This is a genomic window from Geotalea daltonii FRC-32 (genome assembly GCF_000022265.1).
GTDB lineage: Bacteria > Desulfobacterota > Desulfuromonadia > Geobacterales > Geobacteraceae > Geotalea > Geotalea daltonii.
Genome location: NC_011979.1, coordinates 3,226,269 through 3,250,360, shown reverse-complemented (window position 1 = coordinate 3,250,360; position 24,092 = coordinate 3,226,269). Strand labels below are relative to the sequence as shown.

At 50.9% G+C, this 24,092-nt stretch carries 22 protein-coding genes; 20 read left to right on the top strand and 2 right to left on the bottom strand.

Annotated features, from left to right (window positions below):
- Positions 1–7: 7 nt before the first annotated feature.
- From GEOB_RS14780 to GEOB_RS14685, 20 genes are all read left to right on the top strand, one after another.
- Positions 8–874 carry an XrtA/PEP-CTERM system exopolysaccharide export protein gene (locus tag GEOB_RS14780; RefSeq protein ID WP_041267593.1) on the top strand — a complete coding sequence of 289 codons (867 nt, stop codon included), beginning with the start codon at positions 8–10 and terminating at the stop codon, positions 872–874.
- An 89-nt stretch (positions 875–963) separates the two neighbouring features.
- Entirely contained in the window at positions 964–2,466 is a 1,503-nt protein-coding gene (locus GEOB_RS14775) for an XrtA system polysaccharide chain length determinant (protein WP_012648051.1), read from the top strand.
- Positions 2,467–2,503: 37 nt separating this feature from the next.
- Complete coding sequence (locus GEOB_RS14770; RefSeq protein WP_012648050.1) at positions 2,504–3,349, top strand: XrtA-associated tyrosine autokinase; 846 nt, start codon at positions 2,504–2,506, stop codon at positions 3,347–3,349.
- Positions 3,350–3,393: 44 nt separating this feature from the next.
- The gene (locus tag GEOB_RS14765; protein WP_012648049.1) at positions 3,394–4,557 is read left to right on the top strand and encodes an XrtA/PEP-CTERM system-associated ATPase; all 1,164 of its coding nucleotides are present in this window, start codon (positions 3,394–3,396) and stop codon (positions 4,555–4,557) included.
- A gap of 1 nt (position 4,558) precedes the next feature.
- The gene (locus GEOB_RS14760; RefSeq protein ID WP_012648048.1) at positions 4,559–5,857 is read left to right on the top strand and encodes a TIGR03016 family PEP-CTERM system-associated outer membrane protein; all 1,299 of its coding nucleotides are present in this window, start codon (positions 4,559–4,561) and stop codon (positions 5,855–5,857) included.
- A gap of 16 nt (positions 5,858–5,873) precedes the next feature.
- Complete coding sequence (locus tag GEOB_RS14755; RefSeq protein WP_012648047.1) at positions 5,874–6,770, top strand: XrtA system polysaccharide deacetylase; 897 nt, start codon at positions 5,874–5,876, stop codon at positions 6,768–6,770.
- An 18-nt stretch (positions 6,771–6,788) separates the two neighbouring features.
- Complete coding sequence (locus GEOB_RS14750; RefSeq protein WP_012648046.1) at positions 6,789–7,823, top strand: FemAB family XrtA/PEP-CTERM system-associated protein; 1,035 nt, start codon at positions 6,789–6,791, stop codon at positions 7,821–7,823.
- Positions 7,820–9,019, top strand: a complete 1,200-nt coding sequence (locus GEOB_RS14745; protein WP_012648045.1) for a DegT/DnrJ/EryC1/StrS family aminotransferase — start codon at positions 7,820–7,822, stop codon at positions 9,017–9,019. Before GEOB_RS14750 ends, GEOB_RS14745 begins: the two co-directional genes overlap by 4 nt.
- A gap of 77 nt (positions 9,020–9,096) precedes the next feature.
- On the top strand, positions 9,097–10,278 hold the full coding sequence (locus tag GEOB_RS14740) for a glycosyltransferase (RefSeq protein WP_195892552.1): 1,182 nt from the start codon (positions 9,097–9,099) through the stop codon (positions 10,276–10,278).
- Positions 10,275–10,931: an exosortase C-terminal domain/associated protein EpsI gene (locus GEOB_RS14735; RefSeq protein WP_012648043.1), complete on the top strand. Its 657-nt coding sequence runs from the start codon at positions 10,275–10,277 to the stop codon at positions 10,929–10,931. The genes GEOB_RS14740 and GEOB_RS14735 overlap by 4 nt, the downstream gene beginning before the upstream one ends.
- Positions 10,912–11,775 carry an exosortase/archaeosortase family protein gene (locus GEOB_RS14730; protein ID WP_195892551.1) on the top strand — a complete coding sequence of 288 codons (864 nt, stop codon included), beginning with the start codon at positions 10,912–10,914 and terminating at the stop codon, positions 11,773–11,775. Before GEOB_RS14735 ends, GEOB_RS14730 begins: the two co-directional genes overlap by 20 nt.
- A gap of 25 nt (positions 11,776–11,800) precedes the next feature.
- Positions 11,801–12,988: a carboxylate--amine ligase gene (locus GEOB_RS14725; protein ID WP_012648041.1), complete on the top strand. Its 1,188-nt coding sequence runs from the start codon at positions 11,801–11,803 to the stop codon at positions 12,986–12,988.
- The gene (locus GEOB_RS19430; protein ID WP_049764383.1) at positions 12,979–13,932 is read left to right on the top strand and encodes a glycosyltransferase family 2 protein; all 954 of its coding nucleotides are present in this window, start codon (positions 12,979–12,981) and stop codon (positions 13,930–13,932) included. The genes GEOB_RS14725 and GEOB_RS19430 overlap by 10 nt, the downstream gene beginning before the upstream one ends.
- On the top strand, positions 13,929–15,053 hold the full coding sequence (locus tag GEOB_RS14715; protein ID WP_012648039.1) for a glycosyltransferase: 1,125 nt from the start codon (positions 13,929–13,931) through the stop codon (positions 15,051–15,053). The genes GEOB_RS19430 and GEOB_RS14715 overlap by 4 nt, the downstream gene beginning before the upstream one ends.
- Positions 15,054–15,069: 16 nt before the next feature.
- The gene (locus GEOB_RS14710) at positions 15,070–16,212 is read left to right on the top strand and encodes a glycosyltransferase family 2 protein (protein ID WP_012648038.1); all 1,143 of its coding nucleotides are present in this window, start codon (positions 15,070–15,072) and stop codon (positions 16,210–16,212) included.
- 81 nt (positions 16,213–16,293) lie between these two features.
- Positions 16,294–17,568, top strand: a complete 1,275-nt coding sequence (locus GEOB_RS14705; protein ID WP_041267162.1) for an O-antigen ligase family protein — start codon at positions 16,294–16,296, stop codon at positions 17,566–17,568.
- Positions 17,569–17,601: 33 nt separating this feature from the next.
- Complete coding sequence (locus GEOB_RS14700) at positions 17,602–18,762, top strand: glycosyltransferase (protein ID WP_012648036.1); 1,161 nt, start codon at positions 17,602–17,604, stop codon at positions 18,760–18,762.
- A 41-nt stretch (positions 18,763–18,803) separates the two neighbouring features.
- Complete coding sequence (locus GEOB_RS14695; protein ID WP_012648035.1) at positions 18,804–19,913, top strand: glycosyltransferase family 4 protein; 1,110 nt, start codon at positions 18,804–18,806, stop codon at positions 19,911–19,913.
- Positions 19,914–20,254: 341 nt separating this feature from the next.
- The gene (locus GEOB_RS14690; protein WP_012648034.1) at positions 20,255–21,403 is read left to right on the top strand and encodes a fibronectin type III domain-containing protein; all 1,149 of its coding nucleotides are present in this window, start codon (positions 20,255–20,257) and stop codon (positions 21,401–21,403) included.
- An 86-nt stretch (positions 21,404–21,489) separates the two neighbouring features.
- Positions 21,490–23,247 carry a hypothetical protein gene (locus GEOB_RS14685; RefSeq protein WP_012648033.1) on the top strand — a complete coding sequence of 586 codons (1,758 nt, stop codon included), beginning with the start codon at positions 21,490–21,492 and terminating at the stop codon, positions 23,245–23,247.
- Between the two features lie 130 nt (positions 23,248–23,377).
- Here GEOB_RS14685 and GEOB_RS14680 read toward each other — a convergent pair whose 3' ends face one another.
- Entirely contained in the window at positions 23,378–23,668 is a 291-nt protein-coding gene (locus tag GEOB_RS14680; RefSeq protein WP_012648032.1) for a HigA family addiction module antitoxin, read from the bottom strand.
- 11 nt (positions 23,669–23,679) lie between these two features.
- A complete protein-coding gene (locus tag GEOB_RS14675; RefSeq protein WP_012648031.1) occupies positions 23,680–23,958 on the bottom strand; it encodes a type II toxin-antitoxin system RelE/ParE family toxin in 279 nt (92 codons plus the stop codon).
- Positions 23,959–24,092 lie beyond the last annotated feature (134 nt).

Below are 24,092 nucleotides of genomic sequence, written 5' to 3'. Positions count from 1 at the left end.
ACGATGTATGGGATTGACGGCTTTTGTACTGACAGTTCTGATGTTACTGCCCCTGTGCGTGTTTGCCGGAGATTATGTCATAGGGGAGGGGGATGGCCTGGACATTTCCGTATGGGGGGTGAGGGACCTTAACGTATCGGTGCGGGTAAGGCCCGACGGGAAAATTACTATTCCCGGTCTTGGCGACGTCACCGCATCCGGTGTGACCCCCAAGGAGTTACAGTCAACCCTGGCGGTCAAATTCAAGTCCCTGGTGAAAAACCCGATCGTCTCGGTGGCGGTGCGGGAAATCACCAACAGCAAGGTCTATGTATTTGGCGGTGGGGTAAGTTCCGGCGTTTTCGATCTGAACCGGCGGACGACCCTGCTGCAGTTGCTCTGCGCCATCGGCAATTCAGGTCCTGGCGCTGCGCCCGGCCCGGTAGCCAGGGGCCAAGGGGGTGGAGGAGTTGCTGCCAACTCAAGGGTTGCCGACTACAAGAACGCGTACGTGTTGCGGAACGGGGCAAAGATAAAGCAGGATTTTCATAAACTATTCGTGGACGGGGATGTGGGCGAAGATATGATCATAGAGAGTAACGACGCCGTATTTATTCCGCAGCTTCTGGATAAGAACATCTATGTGCTTGGGGCAGTCAATGCTCCGCGCGTCATCGAGTACCGGGAGGGAATGACAGTCATGGAAGCTGTTCTTGAATCGGGCGGTTTTACCCGGTTTGCCAAACTGAATGATACATCGATACTGAGAAAGAACGGCAAGAAAGATGTAACCATATCCATCAAAGCAAAGGATTTGATAATGGATGGAGATCTGGCACAAAACATAAAACTGAAACCTGGCGATTATATAATAGTCAAAGAAGGCATGTTTTGATTACCCCTGCCACTTACGTTCGCTTCCTCCCTATGGAACAGGGTGGATTGAGAGGGGTAGGTAAATAAAATAAGTCATATGGAGTTGTTATGCCGACAACGAATGATTTCGATTACAAGCGATATCTGAATCTGGTCAAGCAGCGCAAAACACTCTTTCTGGTGACGGCACTGGCAGTCATGACCATTACTGTTATCGTCAGTTATGTTCTGCCTGAAAAATATGAGGCAAAGTGCACGGTGTTTATCGAAAAAGCACTGATAAATGAGCTGGTCAGAGGCTTCGCAGTGACTCCATCCATGGAGGACAAAATCAAGGGCCTGAATTATGCCATGGCAAGCCGCCCCTTATTGCAGAAAGTCGTCAGCGATCTTGACCTGAATCTTGGCAAGAACGGCGATACTGATACATTGATAAGCCAGTTTCAGAAGGACACTAAAGTCGAGCTCAGAGACAAGGAAAATCTCTTCACCATTTCATATACGGGGGAAAACCCGAAGCGGGCCAGGGATTACGTGAACACCCTGGTAAGGCGATACATCGAAGAAAACTCTTCTTCGATACGGGCCGAATCCTATGGCGCCAGCAAGTTTCTTTCGGAGCAGATCACCGTATTGAAAGAGAAAATGGACAAGGCGGAGGCAGAAGTCAGCAGGTTCAGAATGGAGAAGGGTTCGGTCGCAACGGCTGACCCGGCTGCATTGGAAAGGGAAATATCGGGGGCGCAGCAGAGAATTGACGAGATAGCGTTTCGAAAAGCACAGCTTGAAGCTTCACGCAATCAGCTGAAAAAGCACAATCCAGCCCAGATGCGATTACAGACACTGGAGAAAAAGCTGGAGGAGATGCGGGTTGAATACACTGATCGCTATCCTGAAGTCATGCGGTTGAAGTCAGAAATAGAATCGGTGCGGGAACAGGCTCTTGCTTCCTCCGGCCAAGCGAGACTGGGTGGAGCGGAAATGCAGGAACTGGAGAGGATCGACGCCGAACTCAGGGTCCTCAGATCGGCCGAGTCCAAGCAGTACGCCAATATTGCCTCGTCACGGGCTATGCTTCGCAACATTCCCGCAGCAAGGGCAGAACTGGAACAGCTGGAACGTGACAAGGCCAATCAGAAACAGGTCTACGACCAGCTTGTCACACGCCATGGGCAGTCGGAGTTCTCAAAACAGATGGAGGTGGAGGACAAGGGGACCACTTTCAGAATAGTCGACCCTGCAGTGTTGCCGGTCAAGCCCATAAGTCCCAACAGGATCGCCATCATTCTCGGGGGGATTGCCGGGGGCCTTGCGGTTGCATTCGGTCTGGTGCTGCTCCTGGATTATTATGATGAATCGGTGAAGAGCCTGGATGGGCTCAAGGCACTGGGATTGCCGGTACTGGCGGTCATTCCCAAGATGCAGATCCCGGCAGAGATCAAATTGCAAAAGGCTCACGATGTCAGGCTCTACGCCATTTCGGCCTGTTATTTTTCGCTCATACTTATTGTCCTGTTGCTGGAGCTCTTGCAAATACCCCTCTTCTCCTCATCCCTGAATTCCCTCCAGCTGAAGCAGTACTTGTCCCAAGCCGTGGGGCAATTTAAATGAAAGGTTACGGAGAAAGCCAAACAGGAGAGGAAATTTTATGAGCAGAATAGAAGAAGCACTGGAGAAAGCGGCGAAAATGCGGGGTACGGATGGCAAAGCAGCCCTGGGCAAAGTGCCCGGCTCGCCATTGGCCGTTGCCCATGGATCTGTGCATGCTTATCAGCAGCCGATGCCCAATGAAAGGCTGAAGGTGAAAAATCCGCTGGTGGTAAGCGTTACCGCACCGCAGACGTCCGTGGCTGAAGAATACCGAAAGCTGAAGTCCCTTCTGGTCAAGCTCACCAACGGCGACCGGTTCAGGAATACCCTCATGGTTACCAGTGCCTTTGCCAGCGAGGGGAAGAGCATAACGGCAATAAATCTGGCCGTGAGTCTGGCCCAGGAATTCGACCATACGGTGCTCCTGGTGGATGCAGACCTGAGAAAACCTTCAATTCATAAATATTTCGGTTTCGAGCCGAAACTGGGTCTTACCGATTGTCTCACCAGGGGAATCGATGTGGGGGAGACGCTGATCAAGACCGGCATAGGAAAACTGTCGATCCTGCCCTACGGGAAAAAGGTGGAGAATCCGGGTGAGCTGTTCTCCTCGTCGAAGATGAAGAGCCTGATAGCCGAGATCAAAAGCCGTTACCCTGACCGTTATATAATCATCGATACGCCGCCGGTGCTGCTTTTTGCCGAAACCCGCACCATCAGCACCATTGTCGACGGGATCGTGTTTGTGGTCAAGGAAGGGGCTGCCAGCGTCAAGGAAGTCAACGATGCGCTGACCGCCTTGGATAAGAGCAATCTGTTGGGGATCGTTTACAACGAAACGGTGAATGAGAACCTCAACGGGCATTATCACGATTATTATCAGCATAAGCAGTATGCCTGGTGAAGGAACCGGATCAGCAACGGAGACGTCCCATAAGGGGAGAAGGCATGTACGAATCATATTTCAAGTTGACCAAAAAGCCGTTCGACCTGTTGCCCAATCCGGATTTCATGTACCTGAGCAAATCTCACAAAAGGGCACTGACCTATCTGAACTACGGCATCAAGGAGCGCTCTGGCTTTATCCTGCTCACCGGTGAAGTGGGTTCAGGCAAGACGACCATCATCCGGGACCTGATAAAGAAAAACCACGAAAGGGTGTTGTTGGGCAAAATTTTCAATACCAGGGTGAATTCCGAGCAGCTGATTTCCATGATCAATGACGACTTCGGCCTGCCGGTGCACGGCAAGGACAAGATAGAGCTGCTCAGGGACCTGAACGTTTTTCTCATAGAGCAATATGCCAAGGGAAACCAGCCGACCCTGGTCATAGACGAGGCCCAGAATCTCAGTGCCTCGCTCCTGGAAGAGGTGCGCCTGCTGTCCAACCTTGAAACCGATCACGCCAAGCTGATGCAGATCATACTGGTGGGCCAGCCGGAGTTACGCAAGACCCTGGCGCGTACGGAATTGCTGCAGCTCAGGCAGAGAATCAGCATCAACTGCCACCTGCAGCCATTGTCCCGTCAGGAGGTCGAGGAGTACATCCATCACCGGCTGGATGTGGCCGGGGACCGTGCAGCCGTGATCTTCGAAACGGAGGCCCTGGATAACATCTTCACATACAGCAGGGGGATCCCCAGGCTGATCAACATCATCTGCGACTTCCTCATGCTCTCGGCCGCTGCCGAAGGCCTAAAGAAGCTTGACGGCCAAATGGTCCACGAGATCATCGGCGACCTGGACTTTGAAAACCAGTATTGGAAGACAACCATTGCCGAAACCGATAAAGGCTCAGTTGATGGTGCGGGTGCCGGAAACAGTGAGAAAGAGAGTCAATTGGCTTCAGTGCTGGTTGATATCAGGTCGAGGCTGGAATCCCTTGAAAAGGAATCCACCAGGTTCAATACCAACATGGTGAATGATATCGGCAACAGGATCAAATCCGTGCAGAACCTGGTCACAACCTATCGTGGCGAGACCGATCATTCCATCAGCGAGATCAGGCGCAAGATGGACAGCTACATGGAAAAGTCCAGCCATGCTGCAAGTCAGCCGGCGATGCAGAAAGAAGAGAAAACCAACTTTATCCGCCGCATTTTTGGAAACTGAAATGAAAAACAAAGGCTTTCTTTACATTTGCCGTTTACTGTTCTTCTGCCTCTTTTTGTCTGTTTTTGCCGAGGGGGATGCCCTTGCCGATTTCGAGATGCATCCCGGCATTACAGTAAGCGAGGAGTTTACGGACAACGTCTACGAAAACAAGAACAACAAAAAGAGCGATTACATAACGCGGGCCATGCCCGGCATCCAGCTCAGGTATGAGGCCCCCATAGGTACGGTTGACGGGGAGTATCGGTATGACTACCGCTATTACCTGCGCCAGTCAAGGAAGGACGATGATACCCATTATGCCAATGTCAATGCACATTTGGCACTGATTGACCAATTGCTGTTCCTGGATGCGGGGGACAACTACCAGAGAGTTTCCCTGGATGTGTCGCGGGATGTGACCCAGGAAAGCCTGTTCGTCGGCCAGACCGACCAGAACGACCTCACCGCCACGCCATACTTCTCCTTCAATCTTTCGCCGAGAACCACAACCCGTTTGGGTTACCGGTATACCAACATCTGGTATCAGAGACCTGATGAAGCTCAAATTGTGGCCCTGCGCCAGGTCGACAGCATTTCAAGAAGGGCGCATACCGGCTTCGGCGAGGTTGCCTACGAGTTCGCCAGGAACGCCAGGGCCAGCGCCGGATATTCCTTTACCCGTACTGACCGGTCCTCGGGAAGTTCCAACAAGCAGGACTCGTACCTTGGGCTGGAAAAGAAATACGGGCCTGATGGCACATCGCTCATTTCCCTCAAAGGGGGCTGGACAACCATTCGCTACCGGCAGGGGCGACGGTACAACGCTCCGTTCTGGGTCGCAGAGATAAAGCATCAGATGGGCAACGTGTTAACTACCTTGAACACCAGGGTATTTTACGACGAGGACCCCCTGAGAGCGGTCACCAAGGAGACCAGCTATTCTGGAGCGATAGATCTGCTACTTTCCAAGGGACTGGTGGGCGGCATGATTTCCTATTCCAGGTTCGTAGACACGGAACTTGACCGACTGGTAACCCAACGAGCTACAGCCGCCATAAGAGGGCGGTATGAACTGTTGAACCGCTTGGCTGCCGACATGACCGTGGAAGGTTCCCGCTATGAGAACAACAGCCTGATTTCCAGCAATAATCTCTCTACCAGCAACAACGATACCCACAGGTTGCTGGTCGCAACCGGCATCACTTATACTTTCGGCGAGGGTATGTCAGCTTCCGCCCTCTATCGGTACGCCAACTATTTTTCCGGCTACCAGGGGCAAGTGAACAGGATTGCCCTTGAATTCAGAAAGGTTTTCTGAGCCGCTACGGAGCCCCATGGATAATGCACTTACCATCGATGTGGAGGACTACTTCCAGGTGACGGCATTTGCCGGTCGCGTAAAGATGGCCGACTGGGACAATTTCCCCATACGGGCAAGGGAAAACACCCTGAGAATTCTGGAACTCCTGGAAATCCGATCGATCAGGGCCACCTTCTTCATTCTCGGCTGGCTGGCCAACCGCCTCCCTGACCTGGTGCGGGAAATACGATCCCGTGGCCACGAGATCGCCTGCCATGGCTACAGTCATCAGCTGGTTTATGAAATAGGCCGTGAACGGTTTCGCCAGGATATCCGCCGGTCGAAAGCACTCCTTGAAGATATCACCGGTATGGCTGTCTGCGGTTACAGGGCGCCCAGTTATTCGATAACCGGCAGATCCCTCTGGGCCCAGGAGATCCTGGTGGAAGAGGGATTTACCTTCGATTCGAGCATCTTTCCCATAGTCCATGATATTTACGGCATCCCCGGGGGCAACAGGTTTATCCATGACATCGAGACCAAATCCGGCAGGCTCAGGGAATTTCCTATCACCACATTGCCGCTGCAGTTTGGGGGACGGAAATGGACGTTGCCGGTGGCCGGGGGGGGATATCTCAGGCTTTTACCCGCCCAATTGGTGGCGTGGGCCATAAGGCGGGTGAACGAGAAAGAGCTGCAGCCGGCGGTAGTCTATTTTCATCCATGGGAAATAGACCCGGGACAGCCGCGCATAAAAGCCGGATTGAAGTCCTCCTTCCGCCATTACCTGAACCTTGAGCAAATGGAAGGCAAGGTGAGGTACCTGCTGGACCATCTGAAATTCACCAGCATGGGAGAAGTCCTGAAGCAGGAAATAATCGGCTCCGGGAGCGATGCCCATATCAACGCAGGGCAGGTTGCTGCCAATTAGAAACCAAGGATTCCATTGATGCCAATCAGCGTAGATTTGATCACAAACAGCGATTCAGCCTGGGATGCCTATGTCCTCGGTCACGATGAAGGGACCTGCTATCACCAGTATGGATGGAAAGAGGTCATCGAGAAAAGCTTTGGCCATGAGGCGTATTTTCTGGCGGCCAGGGGCGACTCGGGAAAGGTGTGCGGCGTATTGCCGCTGGTGAAGATGCAGAGCGCCCTCTTTGGCAGATACCTGGTATCAGTGCCATTCTGCAATTATGGTGGCGTGCTCTGTGACGACACGACAGTGGAGAGGCTGCTTATCAACAGGGCGAAGGCAATGAGGGAGGAGCTGGAGGTAACCCATGTGGAGTTGCGCCATCTGGACAAGTGCCTGAAGGGAATGGCGACCAGGAGCCATAAGGTGACCATGATCCTTACGCTGCAGGAGAACGAAGCGGCGCAATGGAAGATCCTGGATACAAAAGTGCGAAACCAGATCCGCAAGGCCGAAAAAAGCCGCCTGAAGGTGATCACAGGGCATGTGGAACTGCTCGATCCGTTCTACAGGGTCTTTTGCAGAAATATGCGGGACCTGGGGACGCCGGTTTACGGCAAGGAATTTTTCAGGAACATCATGGAAACCTTTCCCCGGACAACGAAAATTGTCTCGGTACTGCTGGATGGCACCACGGTAGCATCAGGCATCATGATGTGGTTCAGGGATACGGTGGAGGTGCCCTGGGCTTCGTCCATCAAGGAATATCGAAACCTTTGTCCCAACAACCTCCTGTATTGGGAAGCCATAAGGTGTGCCTTGAAGATGAGGGCGCGCAGGTTCGACTTCGGCCGCTCGACGCCGGGAGAGGGCACCTACCGTTTCAAGAAACAGTGGGGAGCTGAGGCGGTACCCCTGTACTGGCAGTATCTGATCGAGGAAGGGACCCGTCTGCCGCAACTTAATCCGTCGAACCCCAAATACAGGACCATGATCAAGGTCTGGCAGCGCCTGCCCCTGGCTGTTGCCAATTATGTGGGGCCTAAAATCGTGCGCGGCATACCATGAGAATCGGCAGATCGATACCGCCGGCAGCAGCGCCCATCTCCCTTGTCGATATCTTGAACGGCATCCGCGGATTGTTCAATGGCCAACGGGAAATTGAACGGTTCAGAGATGAGTTGAAGCAATACTTCGGGGTAAAGCACTGCTTTCTCGTCTCATCGGGTAAGGCGGCTCTGACGGTGATCCTTCAAGCCCTGAAAGAGCTTTCGCCCGGCAGGGAAGAGGTGGTGATTCCTGCCTACACCTGCTATTCGGTGCCGGCAGCGGTGATCCGGGCCGGATTGAAGATCAGGCTTTGCGATATGGATTCCAGGACCCTCGGTTTCGACCGGAAGATGCTTTCCTCGCTCCTTAAAGGGGAGGGCAGAATTCTCTGCGTGATCCCCACCCACCTCTTCGGCATCCCCTGCGAAATCGGCAGGATCAGGCAGATGGCGGAAGCCGGGACAATTCTCGTCGAAGATGCCGCCCAGGCCATGGGGGGTGAATATGGGGGGCAGAAACTGGGATGCCTTGGCGATGTTGGTTTTTTCAGCCTTGGCCGGGGAAAGGCGCTATCAACGGTCGAGGGGGGAATAATCGTCACAAACAGGGACGACATTGCAAAGCATCTGCAAACACGGTTGCAGATGCTGCCCCACTGTACTTTCATTGAAAACCTGGTGCTGGTTATTCAGGGACTTATATTGTGGCTGTTTATGCGGCCGTCTCTTTTCTGGTTACCCAAGTCCATACCGTTCCTTGGGCTTGGTAAGACCCTTTACCCAAGCACCTTTACCTTGAAATACATGTCTTCCTTTCAGGCTGGACTGGCCAGAAGGTGGCTGGGCAAAATCAACGAATTTAAACGTGCCCGCAAGGAAATAGTGATGTGCTGGCAAGATTTTGCGGGAAAAACCAGGGCCGGAAGAATATTTCATAACCCTGGAAATGTACCTGACCTGATTCGTTTCCCGATCGGGATCGCTGATTCAAGGCTCAGGACGGAAATCCTTGATGATGCAGAACGATCAGGTTTGGGAATAATGCCGGGTTACCCTGGTCCGGTCAATCACATTGAACAGACCAGGAAGCTGTTTCTCAACCAGGAATATCCAGTCGCTGAAAAAATGGCGCGCGAACTGATAACCTTTCCTGTTCACCCTCTGGTAACGGTCAAAGATGTCCGGCGAGTAACAAAATTCTTGAAAAAATGGTGAAAAGCTTGGATCAACTGCCGAAAAAAAAAGTGCTGATGCTCTCTTATCACTATCCGCCTGCCATTGCCTCAGGATGCATGAGAATCAAGAGGTTTGTGGACAATCTGCCGTTCTATGGTTATGAGCCTTTGGTTGTCACGGTAAAAAGCAAAGACAATGTCATTACCGCCGATGATAGTAATGTTTTTCGAGCCAGCCAGTTTACCTTTGATGCTGTGGCACTGCCCGATGTTCTGGTCAGAAAACTCTGGGACAAGTGCGGGTTTGACAGCAATTTCAGGCTTTTTGAGCGGTTGTTGCTTTTTCCTGACAACGCTGTTGGATTTGTCCCCTCCGCAGTTTCAAAGAGTCTTGAAGTTTATAAAAACCACGGGTACGACCTTATTTATGTAACCTGCAAACCTTTTTCCACAGCCCTTGCCGGGGTTTTATTGAAGAAAAAGCTGAAACTCCCGCTAGTATTGGATTTCAGGGACCCCTATGCCCTGGACTATCATGAAAAAGTACCTTCATACTATTCAGTCATGAGAAAGTATATGGAAAAACTTGTATTGAAATACACAGACTATCTCATAACAAATACAAAAGGCGGAGAACAATTATACAAAGATCGTTATAAAGAACTGAATATATCAGTAATCAACAATGGGTTTGACTTCAGATCAAACTGTCCTGAACTGAAAAATGATAAAATGATAATATCTCATGCGGGCCATTTATACGGAATGAAAAGAGACCCGGACAGACTGTTTGCAGCTATGGCAAAAATGCAGGGATGTAAAATACTATTCAGATCCATAGGGGACACATACAAAGGCATTATGCAAAAGGCCAAATTTTTTGGCATTGAGGACAAGGTTGAGATCATCGGCAATTTGCCACACGAACAGGCTTTAGCTCACATTTACCAATCTGATGTATTGTTTCTTTCTCAATTGCCCCATGTGGACCGGTATTTTTCCGTATCGATTGCCAATAAATCATTCGAATATCTGGAGACAGGCAAACCTGTCATTGCTGACCTGCCTGAAGGTGACAACGCGGAATTGTTCAGAAGTTACTCCTCCAATTCATATGTCATCACTGATAAGGATCCCGAGAAAGTATATCTTGCTTTACGAGACCTATACGGCAAATGGCAGTCAAACAGCCTTAAACCAAAAGTAAACCCGGAATTTATTGCAAAATTCAACGGACGCACATTGACGGGAATGCTATCAGATGTCTTCAATTCGATATTGGGTAAGAATGCCCTATGAAATTGACCATCATAGCCTTTTTAACACTGATTGTTTTTGTTGCTGCAGGCACTCTTGTTCGTAACATGCGCCCGGAAACAAAAAATGAAAAAGATCTTCGCATACCTTTGCATATAAATGGCTGGAAAGGGCGAGATCTGGGCCTTGACGATGCAACAATCGACAAGATCAAGCCTGATGCGTTCCTCTTCAGGAACTATCAGAATAACGGCGGACAGGTTAACCTTTATGTGGGTTATTACAGCAGCTTGAAGAAATCTGACTCAGCCCATCTACCTACAATCTGTTACCCGGCCCAGGGATGGAAGATTGTGGAAAATTCCGATATCACCGTATTCGCCGGTGGTAAAAAACTTGATCTTTCCAGATTGAAAGTAAGTAAAGGTGCGACTAATGAAATTGTGTATTTCGGTTTCATGAACAACACCCTGAATACAAATAACTTACTAAGGCTTAGAACTGATTTGGTAAAGAAATTGATACAGGGAAAAAAAACAGACAATGCCTTAATAAGATTTTCAATGCCCTTAAAACCAGAGAATAATGAAGCGTCAGATCGATATTTGGGCCAGTTCATTACAGATGTGTATCCTTTCATAGACAGTGCTTTACAGGAAGATAATGGTGATCCATATGGCAAATCCAGGATATAAGGGGCAAAACATTTATTTTTTAACAGTTGTAGCTTTATTCATTGTTTTGCATACGGTCCTTTATTTCCCGGTTTACTTACGGCTTGTCCAGGCATGGGGATCGATGCCACAGTGTTCCCACGGTTATTTTGTACTGCCGATTATTGCCTGGTTATGTTTCATGAAACATAAAAGCTTGCAGAGCAACCATGTGCAGCCATCCTACAGGGGTTGCATCATGACATACGCTGGTCTTTTTGTATATGTCGCTGCTTTAGCTTATGAATCTGATACATTTGCCTATTTATCCTATATGATTTCAATCGCCGGACTAATAGTTTCGTTTTTTGGATTACAGCTTTTCAAATTGTTTATTTTTCCATACCTGTTTCTTTTCTTCATGTTTCCCATACCAAGTTCTGTCTATTTGCGCCTTACCGGCTCCATGAAGCTTTTAGCCAGCACTCTTTCTGCCGGAATAATTTCAAGTTTCGGCATCCCCGTTTTAAGAGACGGAAACATTATCCAGTTGTCCAACCTGCAACTGAGCGTTGTCGAGGCTTGCAGCGGCATGCAATCCCTGGTTTCCTACATTATGCTCGGCAGCCTTCTTGCCTATCATATGAAGTCATCTTCATGGAAAAAATTGACACTCATTGCTGTTACCATTCCCGTTGCCCTGCTGAACAATATAATGCGCATAACCAGCACTGGAATTATCGGGCAACATTACGGTATAGAAGCCATAACAGGAACCATACATGATGTTATAGGCATGTTCATTTTTGTCATCGGGCTCATGATACTGATCAGCGTTTATCATTGGCTTGTTCACTTGAACAAAAATAGTTGCGTTGCTTCCTGAATTAACAACGTATAAAAGAGATAAAATGCCTGTAATAGTGACCAATGCCAGAAACAGAATGGCCTATGCCATAACCAAAAGCCTGGGGACTAAGCACATTCGGGTTTACACTTCTGATTTCGTTCCCCGATCCATGTCCTTTGCGTCCAAATACAGTAGCGGGTCATTTCTCTACCCTTCACCCTTCAGCCAACAAAGTGGGTTCGTCCAGACACTGATGGAAAAAGTAAAGCTCCATTGCTGCAATGTGCTGATACCGGTCGGGGAAGAAACCTATCTGATAGCCAAACACAAACAGAAGTTTCTACAGCATACAAATGTGGTGGTCCCTGACTATGATCAAATCCTGACTGCCCACAACAAGGACCGCTGGGGAGCGCTGGCTGCAGAACTTGGCATCCGTTGCCCCGCCACCTTCGAAATCGAGGATGTAAGGCTGGGGAGGGCTGATCGATTGCCTTTTCCTGTGCTGATCAAGCCCAAACAAGGGGGCGGGGGATGGGGAATAGTCCAGGTGGATTCGCCCCAGGAAATGGAAAGCCTGCTGAGCCGTGACGACCACTGGGGACGCCCCTGGGAACGCTTTTTCATTCAGCAAAAAATCGATGGCCAGACCCATTGCGTGGCCATGCTCTTTCGACAGGGGGAATACCGGGCAAAGGTTGGCTACAGGCAGCTGCGCAGCTATCCCATCAAATGCGGACAGGCCACCCTGAGGATCAGCGTCGAACACAAGGGGGCAGAAGACAGCCTGCAGCGGCTCCTTGAGGAGATGAAATGGCATGGGGTCTGTCAGGCCGACTTCATCGTTGAAAAATGCAGCGGGGTCCCTTACCTGATTGACGTCAATCCCCGTTTCTGGGGCTCTCTGGCCCAAAGTATCGCCTGCGGGGTCGATTTTCCCTACCTGGTTTACAAGATTGCAGCCAGGGGTGATGTTCCTTCACAAGCATCATTCAGCACTGGGGTCGTCACACGCTGGATAGGGGGCGATCTGGCCGCCTTCATGCCGTCGCTGCGAGAGGCCGAGAACAAGCTCGCTTTTCTCAGGGAATATTTCCGGCCGCACCGCAAAGCCAGTCATTACGATGACCTGAGTTTTTCCGATCCATTGCCTTTCATGTACTGGATGGCCGATGCCTTCTATCGGTCGCTCAGTAAGCGGGGAGGAAGATCGAGAAGTCATGAATCGCTGGAAGGAATATGGGAATAGCTGGGGGAACCATGCCGCTGTTTTCCATTGTCGTCCTTACCTATAACAGGAAGGAAGTTCTCGCCGAATTGCTGCAGCAGCTGGACGGACTGACTAGCCCGGTTGTGGAGGTGGTAGTGGTGGACAACTGCTCTACGGATGGCACCGAAGAATTCGTCAGAGCATCATTTCCTGCTTTTACCCTGGTGCGGCCGCCTGAAAACATGGGTGCTGTGGGCCGGAATCGGGGAATGGCCGTTGCCAGGGGAAGGTTTGTAATTACCATAGACGATGACATTCTTGGCCTTGATGCCACTGCCATTGAAAGGATCGGCAGCATGTTTGCCGTTGATTCGCGATTGGGTGCCGTCTGCTTCAGGGTGATCGATCACTATTCGGGCCTTGTCTGCAACTGGTGCCATCCCAGGGATCCCGGTACTTATGCGGAATTTTCCTTCGAAACCAATGAGATAACCGAGGGGGCAGTGGCCTTTCGCAAGGAGGTACTTGACCAGGTGGGGCTTTATCCGGACGAATTTTTTATCAGCCATGAGGGGGCAGACCTGGCGGCCCGGATCATCGACCGTGGCTATGAAATCAGGTACACGCCTCAAGTGACCGTCAGCCATAAATATGCCCAGAATGCCCGGCCCGGGTGGCGCCGTTACTATTACGATACCAGGAATGATTTTTGGCTGGCCATCCGCAACTACAGACCATTGTTCATCATGTTGCATCTGGTGCGGAGATTACCTGCAACTTTTATTTATGCGGTGCGGGACGGTTTTCTCCACTACTGGGTGAAAGCAGTCGGGGACGCTCTGCTGCATCTGCCCGAGATGATGAAGCAAAGACGCCCCATTTCCCGGGAAACGCACCTGAAGCTGCGGCTTCTGAACAAGGAAAAACCGGGTCTCGGTTTTTACCTGAAGAGACGGCTCTTCGCCAGGCGGGTCAAAATATGAAAAAGGCAATGAAAGTTCCCGTTCCCGTTTTATTCGTTTTGCCGACCCTTGGCACCGGCGGTTCGGAACGGGTCGTCTTCAATCTGTGCTTGAATGCCGGGCCCCAGTATTTTCCCGTTGTTGCCGCATTCCGTGACGGGGCTCTTCGAAGTGAATTTACCAGGGCCGGCATTTGCTGTCATGTCCTGGACCGGCGCGGCGGCATCGATGTGAGCCTGATCTTCAAGCTTTTGCAGTTGATGAGAAAATACGGGATTCGGCTGGTGAACAGCCATCACTTCGTCTCCCTCTTCTATGCTTTCTGGGCCGCCCGCTTTTTGGGGATGCCGGTCATGCACACGGAGCACTCCAAATGGGAGATGGAAGCACATACCCCTTTCTGGAACGGCTGGTTCAGGTTCTTTCTGCGGAACATCCAGGTGGTGAATGCCGTATCGGAAGCATCCTTCGCCCATTTGCAACAGGCTTACGGCGTCAGCAATTCCAAGGCGGTATTGACCCTGAATGGTATCGATATGGAACTTTTCAAATCAAAATGCGACAGGGGCAAGCTGAGGGAGTCTCTGGGGCTTAAGCCTGGTGAGACTGTCGTGGGAACGGTTGGCAACCTGCGCCGGGAAAAGAACCAGGCCCTCCTTATTCGAGCCGTTGCCATGCTCAAGGATTGGGGCAGGCCCTGCAAGGCGGTTATCGTTGGTGACGGGCCCTGTCGCAAGGAGCTTGAAGAACTGGCGGCAACTCTTGGGGCGGGGGAAGAAATCATATTTCTGGGCACCCGCAATGACGTCCCATCGCTCTATGCCGCCTTCGATATTTATTGCCTCTCTTCCCGCTTCGAAGGCCTGCCCTTGACCATTCTCGAAGCCATGTCCGCCTCTCTGCCGGTTATAGGCACTGAAGTGATGGGGATTGCCGAGGTTGTATCCCATAATCACAACGGACTGCTGGTACCTGATGACAGCTGCCCCCACCTGGCTGCTGCCATCACCGTTTTGCAGAACGATGCCCCGTTGAGGCAAAGGATTTCAGAGAATGGCCACCGTTTCGTCAAGGATAACTATCTGCTTGAAAGCTCCGTGAACCGTTACAAGGAGCTGTTTACCTCACTAATCTGCAAATAACGGTTCGGGAGAGAGCATGGAAATACTGGCGTTTTTGTTCTGGGTTCTCATAATTCTCATTTTTTACCCCTATGTCATTTACCCGGGGATGCTCTATCTGCTGGGACTTGTCCGCAACAGGAAAGTCGCTGCAGGCTCGGGGAAACCGCCGGTGACGATCATAATCCCTGCCTTCAACGAGGAAGCCGTCATCGGCAAGAAGCTGCAAAACACCCTGATGCTTCATTACCCCCGTGAGCTTCTGCAGATCATCGTCATATCTGATGCTTCAACGGACGGAACCGATGAAATTGCCGGCAGCTTCGCCAAAGAAGGGGTGAAACTGCTGAGAAATGAGACGCGAAAGGGTAAAACCTACGGGTTGAACTGCGCCTGTGACCTGGCCAGAGGGGAGGTGCTGGTATTTACCGATGCCGACTCCATGTTCCACAAGGAAATGCTAAATCTGCTGGTGCGCAATTTTGCCGACAAGGAGATAGGCCTGGTCACCGGGAGCACCCGCTATCTGAGTAAGGCAGGGGACGGCAGCATGGTGGCAACCATGGGCAAATACACCCTCTTCGAGAGATGGATCAAGGAACAGGAGAGTCGCATCGGTTCGTGTATCGGTGCGGACGGAGCAATATTCGCCATGAGACGGGAGTATTACCGTCCCCTGGACGAAAAGGACATCAACGATTTCGTCATTCCCCTGAACGTTGTCCGGCAGGGGAAACGGGTGGTTCTGGACAAGGATGTCCATTGCCTGGAAGAGCATGCTGACGATGAGGGAATGGAGTTCTCGCGGCAGATCAGGATCACCAACCGGACCATCCGCGCCCTCATAAGTAACCGGGACATGCTCAACCCTTTCAGGCACGGCTTTTTCGCCTGGATGCTCTGGTCCCACAAGATGCTTCGTTTTCTTCTGCCTTGGTTTGCCATATTGCTCTACGGCGTGATTGTTTTTCTGGCCCTTGCCGGCAGCCTGTTCCACCAGGTTCTGTTTTTCCTGATTGCGGCTTTTGTAGCATTCTTCCTTTTTATCAAGCCGGGGGGCAGTGCCATTCTCGCCCTGATGAGATCATTTGTTCAGATGAATGAGGCGTGTCTCCTTGCCTGGCTGAAAATATTCCGGAAGAAGACTATCGTGGTGTGGGACAAGTCGAATAACCCATAACGGCTACCTTTAAACCGGTGGGGTTTACGTTTCTGAAAGGCTACCGGTTGATGGAACCAACGGACATGGTGACTTATGACGATGCCAAAACTGTTCATTCTCGGCCTGCTGTACATCAATATAGGCCGGCCACAGGATGTACTTACTTTTCTTAAACCCTTGAGCCTGGGATATATCTTCGGCGGACTGACATTGGCTTACCTGCTGCTCAAAAAGAAAGAGCTGGACCAGGGCCTGGAGGTTCAAGCCGAAGAAAACAAGGCCATTTTCCGTGTCTTGCTGTGGGTACTCATCACGGCCCCCTTCTCAATGCACCTGGGGCACACAGTCGGCACCATGACGGTCATACTTAAGAACCTGGTTCTCTATGGGGGATTGTATTACTGCTTCAAGACTGAGGAAGACTTCGAACTTGTCAGCAGGACAGTGCTGTTTTCCATTCTCACCCTTTCCTTGGGGGGCTTGTTCATAGGGGAGTCATCGGAAAGATCCAGTGTCGGAACTTTTTACGACCCGAACGACCTTGCTTTGGTCCTTACGTCGTGCATACCTTTCATCATGTATCACCTGAGGGACAGGAATTTCATGCTAAAAATCATTGCTCTCATAACTGCACTGGCGACACTAATGCAAATAGTGTTGACCCAGTCGAGAATGGGCTTTCTGCTGCTGGTCCTTGCTTCCCTGTTGACTATTCTGCAAAACAGGTCGTCGCTTCTGGGCTTGTTGAAGGGGGTATTCATAACGGGGGTTTTTGCCGTTTTTTTCATGGGCATGGTTACACCTGCATATCTGGAACGGATTCAAACTATTTTTATGAAAGGATCAACCGGGTCCGGCAGGACCTACATTTGGAAAAGGGCAGTGGAAATGGCCAATGCCAATCCTGTATTCGGTGTGGGCTTTGGGGCCTTCCCCTCGGCTTATGGCAGGCTTCTGGCAGACGGCAGGTTTTCAAAAGTCGATGACCATAAATACAATGTTGCCTGGAAGGTCTCCCATAACAGTTACCTCAAGGTTCTGGCAGAGACGGGCTATATGGGATTGTTCCTGTATTTGTTGCTGCTGAAGAAAGTGGTAATGAACATGCGATCGGTAAAGGCCTGGTTCCGGGAACAAGGTGATTCGAATGCAATACAGAAGGTGAATGCCGTGGAAGGTGCTCTATACCTGCTGCTGGTTGGCTCCTTTTTTCTCGACCAGGAATTCAATTCCTTTTTTTTCACCCTTGTGTCACTGGGCATCCTTTTCCAGCGGGTCAGGGCGGTTTCTCCTGCGACAACCCAGGCACCTGCAGTTGAGAAGACAATGCTGCAACCCGGAGCCCTTTTCAACGAGCCGGTTAAATCAACTTGATCTTAAAAATTTCAGTTTTCCCTGGTGGTATAAATGGGATTGTCTCTGGAAGCCAGTACAATAAAAACCAAAGTGCTACACCTGATTGCATCGCACAAGATCGGGGGGGCTGAGAGGTTGCTTATTGCCTTTGCCCAAGCCGTGGACCTGAACAGGTTTGATGTGGTGCTGGGGATATTCGTCCGTCCCGATCATGAAAATGACCTCCTGTGGCAGGAAGCGAAAAAATTGAAAATTCCGCTGGAGCCGGTCGTCATTCGCTCTGCCTTCGATTTCAACCAGCTGCACGACATCTACGCCATTATCAAAAAGCACAAACCGGATGTCATCCATACCCATGGTTACAAAACCAATATTCTGGCCTTTTTATTCGCCAAACTTTTCAATATCAAAGCGGTATCTACGGTACATGGGGGGCTGCATGCGGAACGTCTGATCACCCGATTCCTCTACTGGGTCAATCTTCAATGCCTGAGGCGGTTCGACAAGATCATCGCAGTTTCGGATGCAGTGAAATCAGGTTTGGAAAAATGCGGAATAGGTGCCGACAAAATCACAGTAATCAAAAATATCCCTGCCGTCTCTTCCTGTCGCTCCCCTGTCACGACATCGGCCAGGAGTAAACTGGGCATTCCGCCTCAGGCAAAGCTGGTAGGTTTTATCGGTCGCCTGGAAAAGGTTAAGGGAGGGGCACAGTTTATCGATGCTGCTTTGTCCGCCCTTGAGACACGGAGCGATCTTTATTTCATAATCATTGGTGATGGCTCCCAGAAGGCTGTCCTGGAAGAGTCGGTGGCAAAGTCGGGGCATAGTGCCCATTTCCGCTTTGCAGGGTTTATAAGTGATCCGACGGAGGTCTTCAGCTCCCTTGACCTGTACGTCCTGTCATCTCTTGACGAAGGCATTCCTCTGACGGTTTTGGAAGCAATGTGTCTTGGCGTTCCTGTCATAGCCACCAGGGTCGGTGGCGTTCCGGAAGTGATTAGTGACGGCATTAACGGAATCCTGCTTCCTCCGGACGATGCACCGGCTATGGCTGCTGCCATCTCAAATATCTTAACCGACGATACCGTAAGAAACAGTATGGTCTCCAGGGCAAAAAAAGACATAGCTGCGAAATATGATGTGGGAACATGGATCGCAAAGATTGAAAGCTTGTACGAGTCTGGTGCCCAGAGCAGGCTGCATGGCTAATGATGACGGATCAACAGAAATTTCAGACGAAGGAGCGGTCAATGGCAGCTATTCATATGGTGACGCAAGAAAAGTCTTCCTCGGGACTGCCGGTCTATCTGCGTAACGGCTTGACCGGTAATGGCCATGAAGTCAACTTCATCGATGCCCAATCCTGTCTTTTGCCGAAGATCAGCGTGCTGCTGCAGTCGTTCCATCCGAACAAAAAAAAATGGTTCCATCGCCGCTCCATGCTCGGAACCTATTCCGTCGCTGCCTGGCATCGAAACACGAGAATAAACGGGGCCCTTCTCGACCGTGTTCTGAAGCCGGAGGACAAGATACTGCAGATAGGCGGACTTTATGCCCCGCATCCGGCGTCAACCGGGCTGGAATACTATTTGTTCTTCACCTACACCATGAAACTGGCCTACAGGGACGGCTACTCACCCTGGATCCCCGAACCATGGGAGCGTGAAGCGGTTGTCGAGCTCGAGACGCGTCTTTACTCTGAGGCAAAACATATATTCGTGGCTTCCAAATTCGTGCGCCGCCACCTGATAGCCGAATACGGTATTCCGGCAGATCGTATCACCGTCGCCGGTATGGGAGTGGATGATTTTTTCGTGCGCAACATGAGAATACTGTTACCGGAAAAACCTGCAAAAAAATGCCTTTTTGTCGGTTATACTTTCCATCTGAAGGGTGGGCCCGATGTACTCATGGCATTCACCCTGGCAAGGAAATATGTGCCTGACCTTGAACTGACCATCATCGGGCCAAATTACACCGAGGATATGGATCAGGAAGGGGTGCGCCATGTGGGCGCCGTCAGGGACCGTCAGGAGTTGCTGGACTACTATCGAAGTGCCGACCTTTTCCTTCTTCCTTCCCGTTGTGATTCCTTCGGTTTTGTTTTCCTGGAAGCGATGACCCAGGGCCTGGTCTGTGTGGGCTCAAACATGAACGCCATGCCGGAGATCATAACCGACGGCGAAACAGGCTTCATTGTCGAGCCAGGCGATCACATCCGGATGGCGGAGTTGATTGTCACTTTTTATCAAAATTCCCATTTGAGAACATCCATGGGGAACCGGGCCAGGGAACGGGTATTGGAGCGATTCACCTGGCCCCGGGTAGTAGAGATCATGGAACGAGAGATCTTTCGTTGATCAGACCTTTTCCCGCACCGTACTGCTTCCCCACCCCCTGTTTTCCTCACTTCTGTCCTCCTGTCTTATAACCTCATCATCAAGCCTTCACGGCGTCTGTCCATCTATTTCCCCTCCGGTGATTCTGGTCACACCAATTAGAAGCTATTTCAGCCATAACTAGGAGCATGGAAAAACGGATCGTGACGCAGACGGCGACAACGGACCCTGCAACCAAAAACGTACGGAGGATTTTCAAGTTTTGATTGTGCATAGTTAATGGTTATCCACAGCGTAGCACAACTACACGTTTCAAACCTATTTTTGCTCCCCGTCAAAGGGCGCGGGTATGGAGGAAATACATGAGGAAAATCTTTAATCTAGTCGTTTTATCAGTTGTCAGCATGATAGCAGTCGGTTCAGCCAATGCAGCCATTATCGTGGCGGACCGTTTCGATATGGACCATGACTGGTCCGGAAAAACAGAGTCAGATTTGAAAGGCATCACATCTACCGATCAAAATGGTAACGCATGGGGAGGAATTGGCGCTAATTACCCTGCTGTTATCAACGAGGCATCAAGATACGGGGATGCAGGTCGAGGACTTCGTTTTCAGCTTGCCCCCGGCAGCGGCAAAGAAACAATCGGTTGTGAAATGAGCGGCTACCCAAAAGCTCCATGGCAAGGACCGTCCCAGTTCATCGGATACTATTCGAAAGTCTCCGACAATACAAATTGGGGAACGAAAGGCAGCACCCTGAAGATGCTGCGCTTCAACATGGAAAAGAATGACGTCATTCCTGAGCTGGTAGGGGGTGCATACTCGGTTTTCATAGGTACTTCCAATGTTTTTAACGGCATCTACAGGCCTGACAACAACTGGCACAAGTATCTGTGGGAATTCACCGCCCAGTCAAGCTCGGCTGCTGCTGACGGTGTGATCAGACTGTGGGTTGACGATGCAGTGGTCTGGGAAAAAACCGACGTCAAGTGGAACAGCTATGGAACTATCGCCCATGGTACCCATTTTGACTATGGCTATACGACGAACTGGTACTTCTTCTTCCTGCAAGGAAACCTCTCGGCGACCTATAACGGCCCGGAAAAGTTCATGTACTGGGACAACTACATCATCGCCACGACCAAGGCTGAGGTGGAAAGTTTTATCGGCACTCCGGCAACTGCCGCAGCCAAGGCAATGACCGGTGGCGCAACAGTCGAGGATAATCTTGCTCCCGATGATCCCACAGGACTCGCTGCAACAGCTTCATCGCCCAAGCAGGTGGATATCTCCTGGGGAGCAGCAGTGGATAACGTGGCGGTTACCGGCTACAAGGTCTATCGTAATGGTACCTATGTCACAACAGTTACCAGAACCTCCATGTCGGACACAGGACTGAACCCATCGACTGACTACAGCTACACTGTTTCGGCAATAGATGCCACAGGCAATGAATCTCAACAATCCATACCGGCAACAGCTACCACTGAATATGCGCCAGTGTCATAAGAAGTGGTTGCCAAAGGGACTAACCCGTAGTCTCACAAAGACAAGGTGAGACAGTTTGTTATACTCGTACAACAAGGAGTTACTGCATGAAAAAAAAGGTTACAACGCTGTTTCTATCTGTATTATGTCTGTTCGCTGTCAGTTCGGCTAACGCCATGATTATTGTCGCCGACCATTTCAACATGGACAAAGACTGGTCAGGTATCACCGATGAGGCAACAAAGGGGATAACCTCCACCGACGCAAGCGGCAACAAGTGGGCTTCCCTTGGCGCGAACTATCCGGTCGTCATTAACCAGGAATCCGCGTACGGCGACGCCGGCCGAGGATTGCGGTTCCAGGTAGCTCCGGGCAGCGGCACTACAACCATTGGCTGTGAAATGGGGGGGTATCCACAGACCCCATGGCAAGGCAGGTCCCAGTATATCGGCTATTATTCCAAGCTGTCGGACAACTCCAATTGGGGATCGAAGGGGAGCACCCTGAAAATGCTCCGTTTCAACATGGAGAAGAATGACGTTATCCCTGAGCTGGTAGGGGGTGCATACTCAGTTTTCATAGGCACTTCCAATGTTTTTAACGGCATCTACAGGCCTGACAACAACTGGCACAAATATCTGTGGGAATTCACCGCCCAGTCAAGCTCGGCTGTTGCTGACGGTGTGATCAGGCTGTGGGTTGACGATGTCGTTGTCTGGGAAAGAACCAATGTAAAATGGAATGACTACGGAACCATCAACAACGGAACCTATTTCAACTATGGCTATAACGGCAGCTGGTACTTCTTCTTCATCCAGGGCAATCTTTCCGCAACCTATAACGGTCCCACCAAGTACATGTACTGGGACGATTACATTATCGCCACCACCAAGGAAGAAGTGGACAAATTTATTGGAACATCCGGAACATCGTCTACACCTGCGGCGCCAGTAGAGCCAGCACCAGCCCCGGCACCTGTAGAACCAGCACCAGCACCTGCGGCACCGGTTGAGACTGCAGGAGTAACCTTGCTTCAGGAAAAGTTCAACGATGCCCTGCTGTCTTCAAGGGGGTGGTTCGACGCAGGGGCAACCAACTCAAAGGTGGTGAACGACGCCACCAGGGGAAATGTTCTGGAATACTCGTACAACAGCGGCGCCAGCACTCCAACAACCGGTGCGCTGCGTAAGGAATTTACCGATGCCGATGACATCACCATCACCTATTACGTCAAATACGCATCGAACTGGCAATGGACAGGCTTGGGCTATGGACCACACGAGCTCTACCTCCTGTCCAACCTGGACAGCTCATGGATCGGACCGGCAAAGACACATCTGACCACCTATCTTGAATCCATCGAAGGCAAGCAGACTATTGCCTTCCAGGATGCTCTCAACATCGACCAGAACCGGGTAGGAACTTCCCTGAAGGGAATCAGTGAAAATCGTGGCGTCTTCGGCTGTAACGGCAGTTCCGACTCCTATCCTGACGGCATCTGCTGGGGCACCCCCAAGATAAACGGAAAAACATGGAAGGCCTCCATGCCGGTCATTACCAACGGTGTATGGCATTCTGTCAAGGTCAGGCTGAAGATGAACTCCATCATCAACGGGGTGGGGGTGGCAGATGGCATCATGCAGTACTGGCTTGACGGTGTACCCTATATGGACAACAAAAACATCATGATCCGCACCGGCGCCAATCCGAACCTGAAGTGGAGCACCTTCATGATCGCCCCGTACTTCCACAACGGCGCCAAGCAGACCCAGAAATTCTGGCTCGACGATATCCAGGTCACAACCGGAACTTCGACTGCAGATACGCCTCCGGCACCACCGACAGGACTGCGCATCGTCCTGTAACTCCATGACCCGAAAGGGATACAAAAAAGCTCCCCCGGCAAACGAACCGGGGGAGCTTTTTTTTCGATGCATTCCAAAATCAGACTAAAGAAAAAACAGACTCAACACACGAGATGAGTTTGCAACTTCTTTAAGCCGCAGATTCCAGGTCAAGTGGTTCGACCTTGGGAAGCGGTTTTTGTGAAGCTCGCCAGAGATCCCATTTGGCTTGGTTCACTAACCATGACTCCGGGGTAGTTCGGGTTAGCAGCCCCACCTTGATCGCCATTTCGGCGGTCATGGCCGCATGTCCGTTCAATAGACGGGAAAGATGTGGCCGCGATACACCTAAACGTGCTGCGATTTCGCCTATGCTCATGTCTTCAGGAAGAAATTCGCGGAGTACTTCGCCTGGATGGGCGGGGTCATGCATGCGTGCCATAATATTCTCCTCTAGTGATAATCCTGGTAATCAACCAGGACTGCATCTTGATCCTCAAATGAAAAAGTGAGACGCCAATTGCCGTTGACAGTTATCGCCCAATGATCTTCAAGTTCTCCTGTCAGCCGGTGAAGCTTCCAGCCTGAGGCATTCATGTCATTTGGGCAGGTGGCGGCATCAAGACGGGTCAGTTGCACCCGTAACCGAGCTGCATGATGTGGCTGTATTCCTGCCTTCGAGCCCGTTTCAAAGAAGAGTTGAATGCCTTTGTGCCGAAAGCTCTTGATCATGGGATGATTGTAGCCTGTTAGGTTACAGCCTACAAGTGATTTTTTGTTGCAACAGCCGCTGGAATTCCGGTCATCGGTTACGGTTGCGCCTGCAGGGGCTCCTCGACCGCATAATCCTGGCTCTTTTCGTCGGC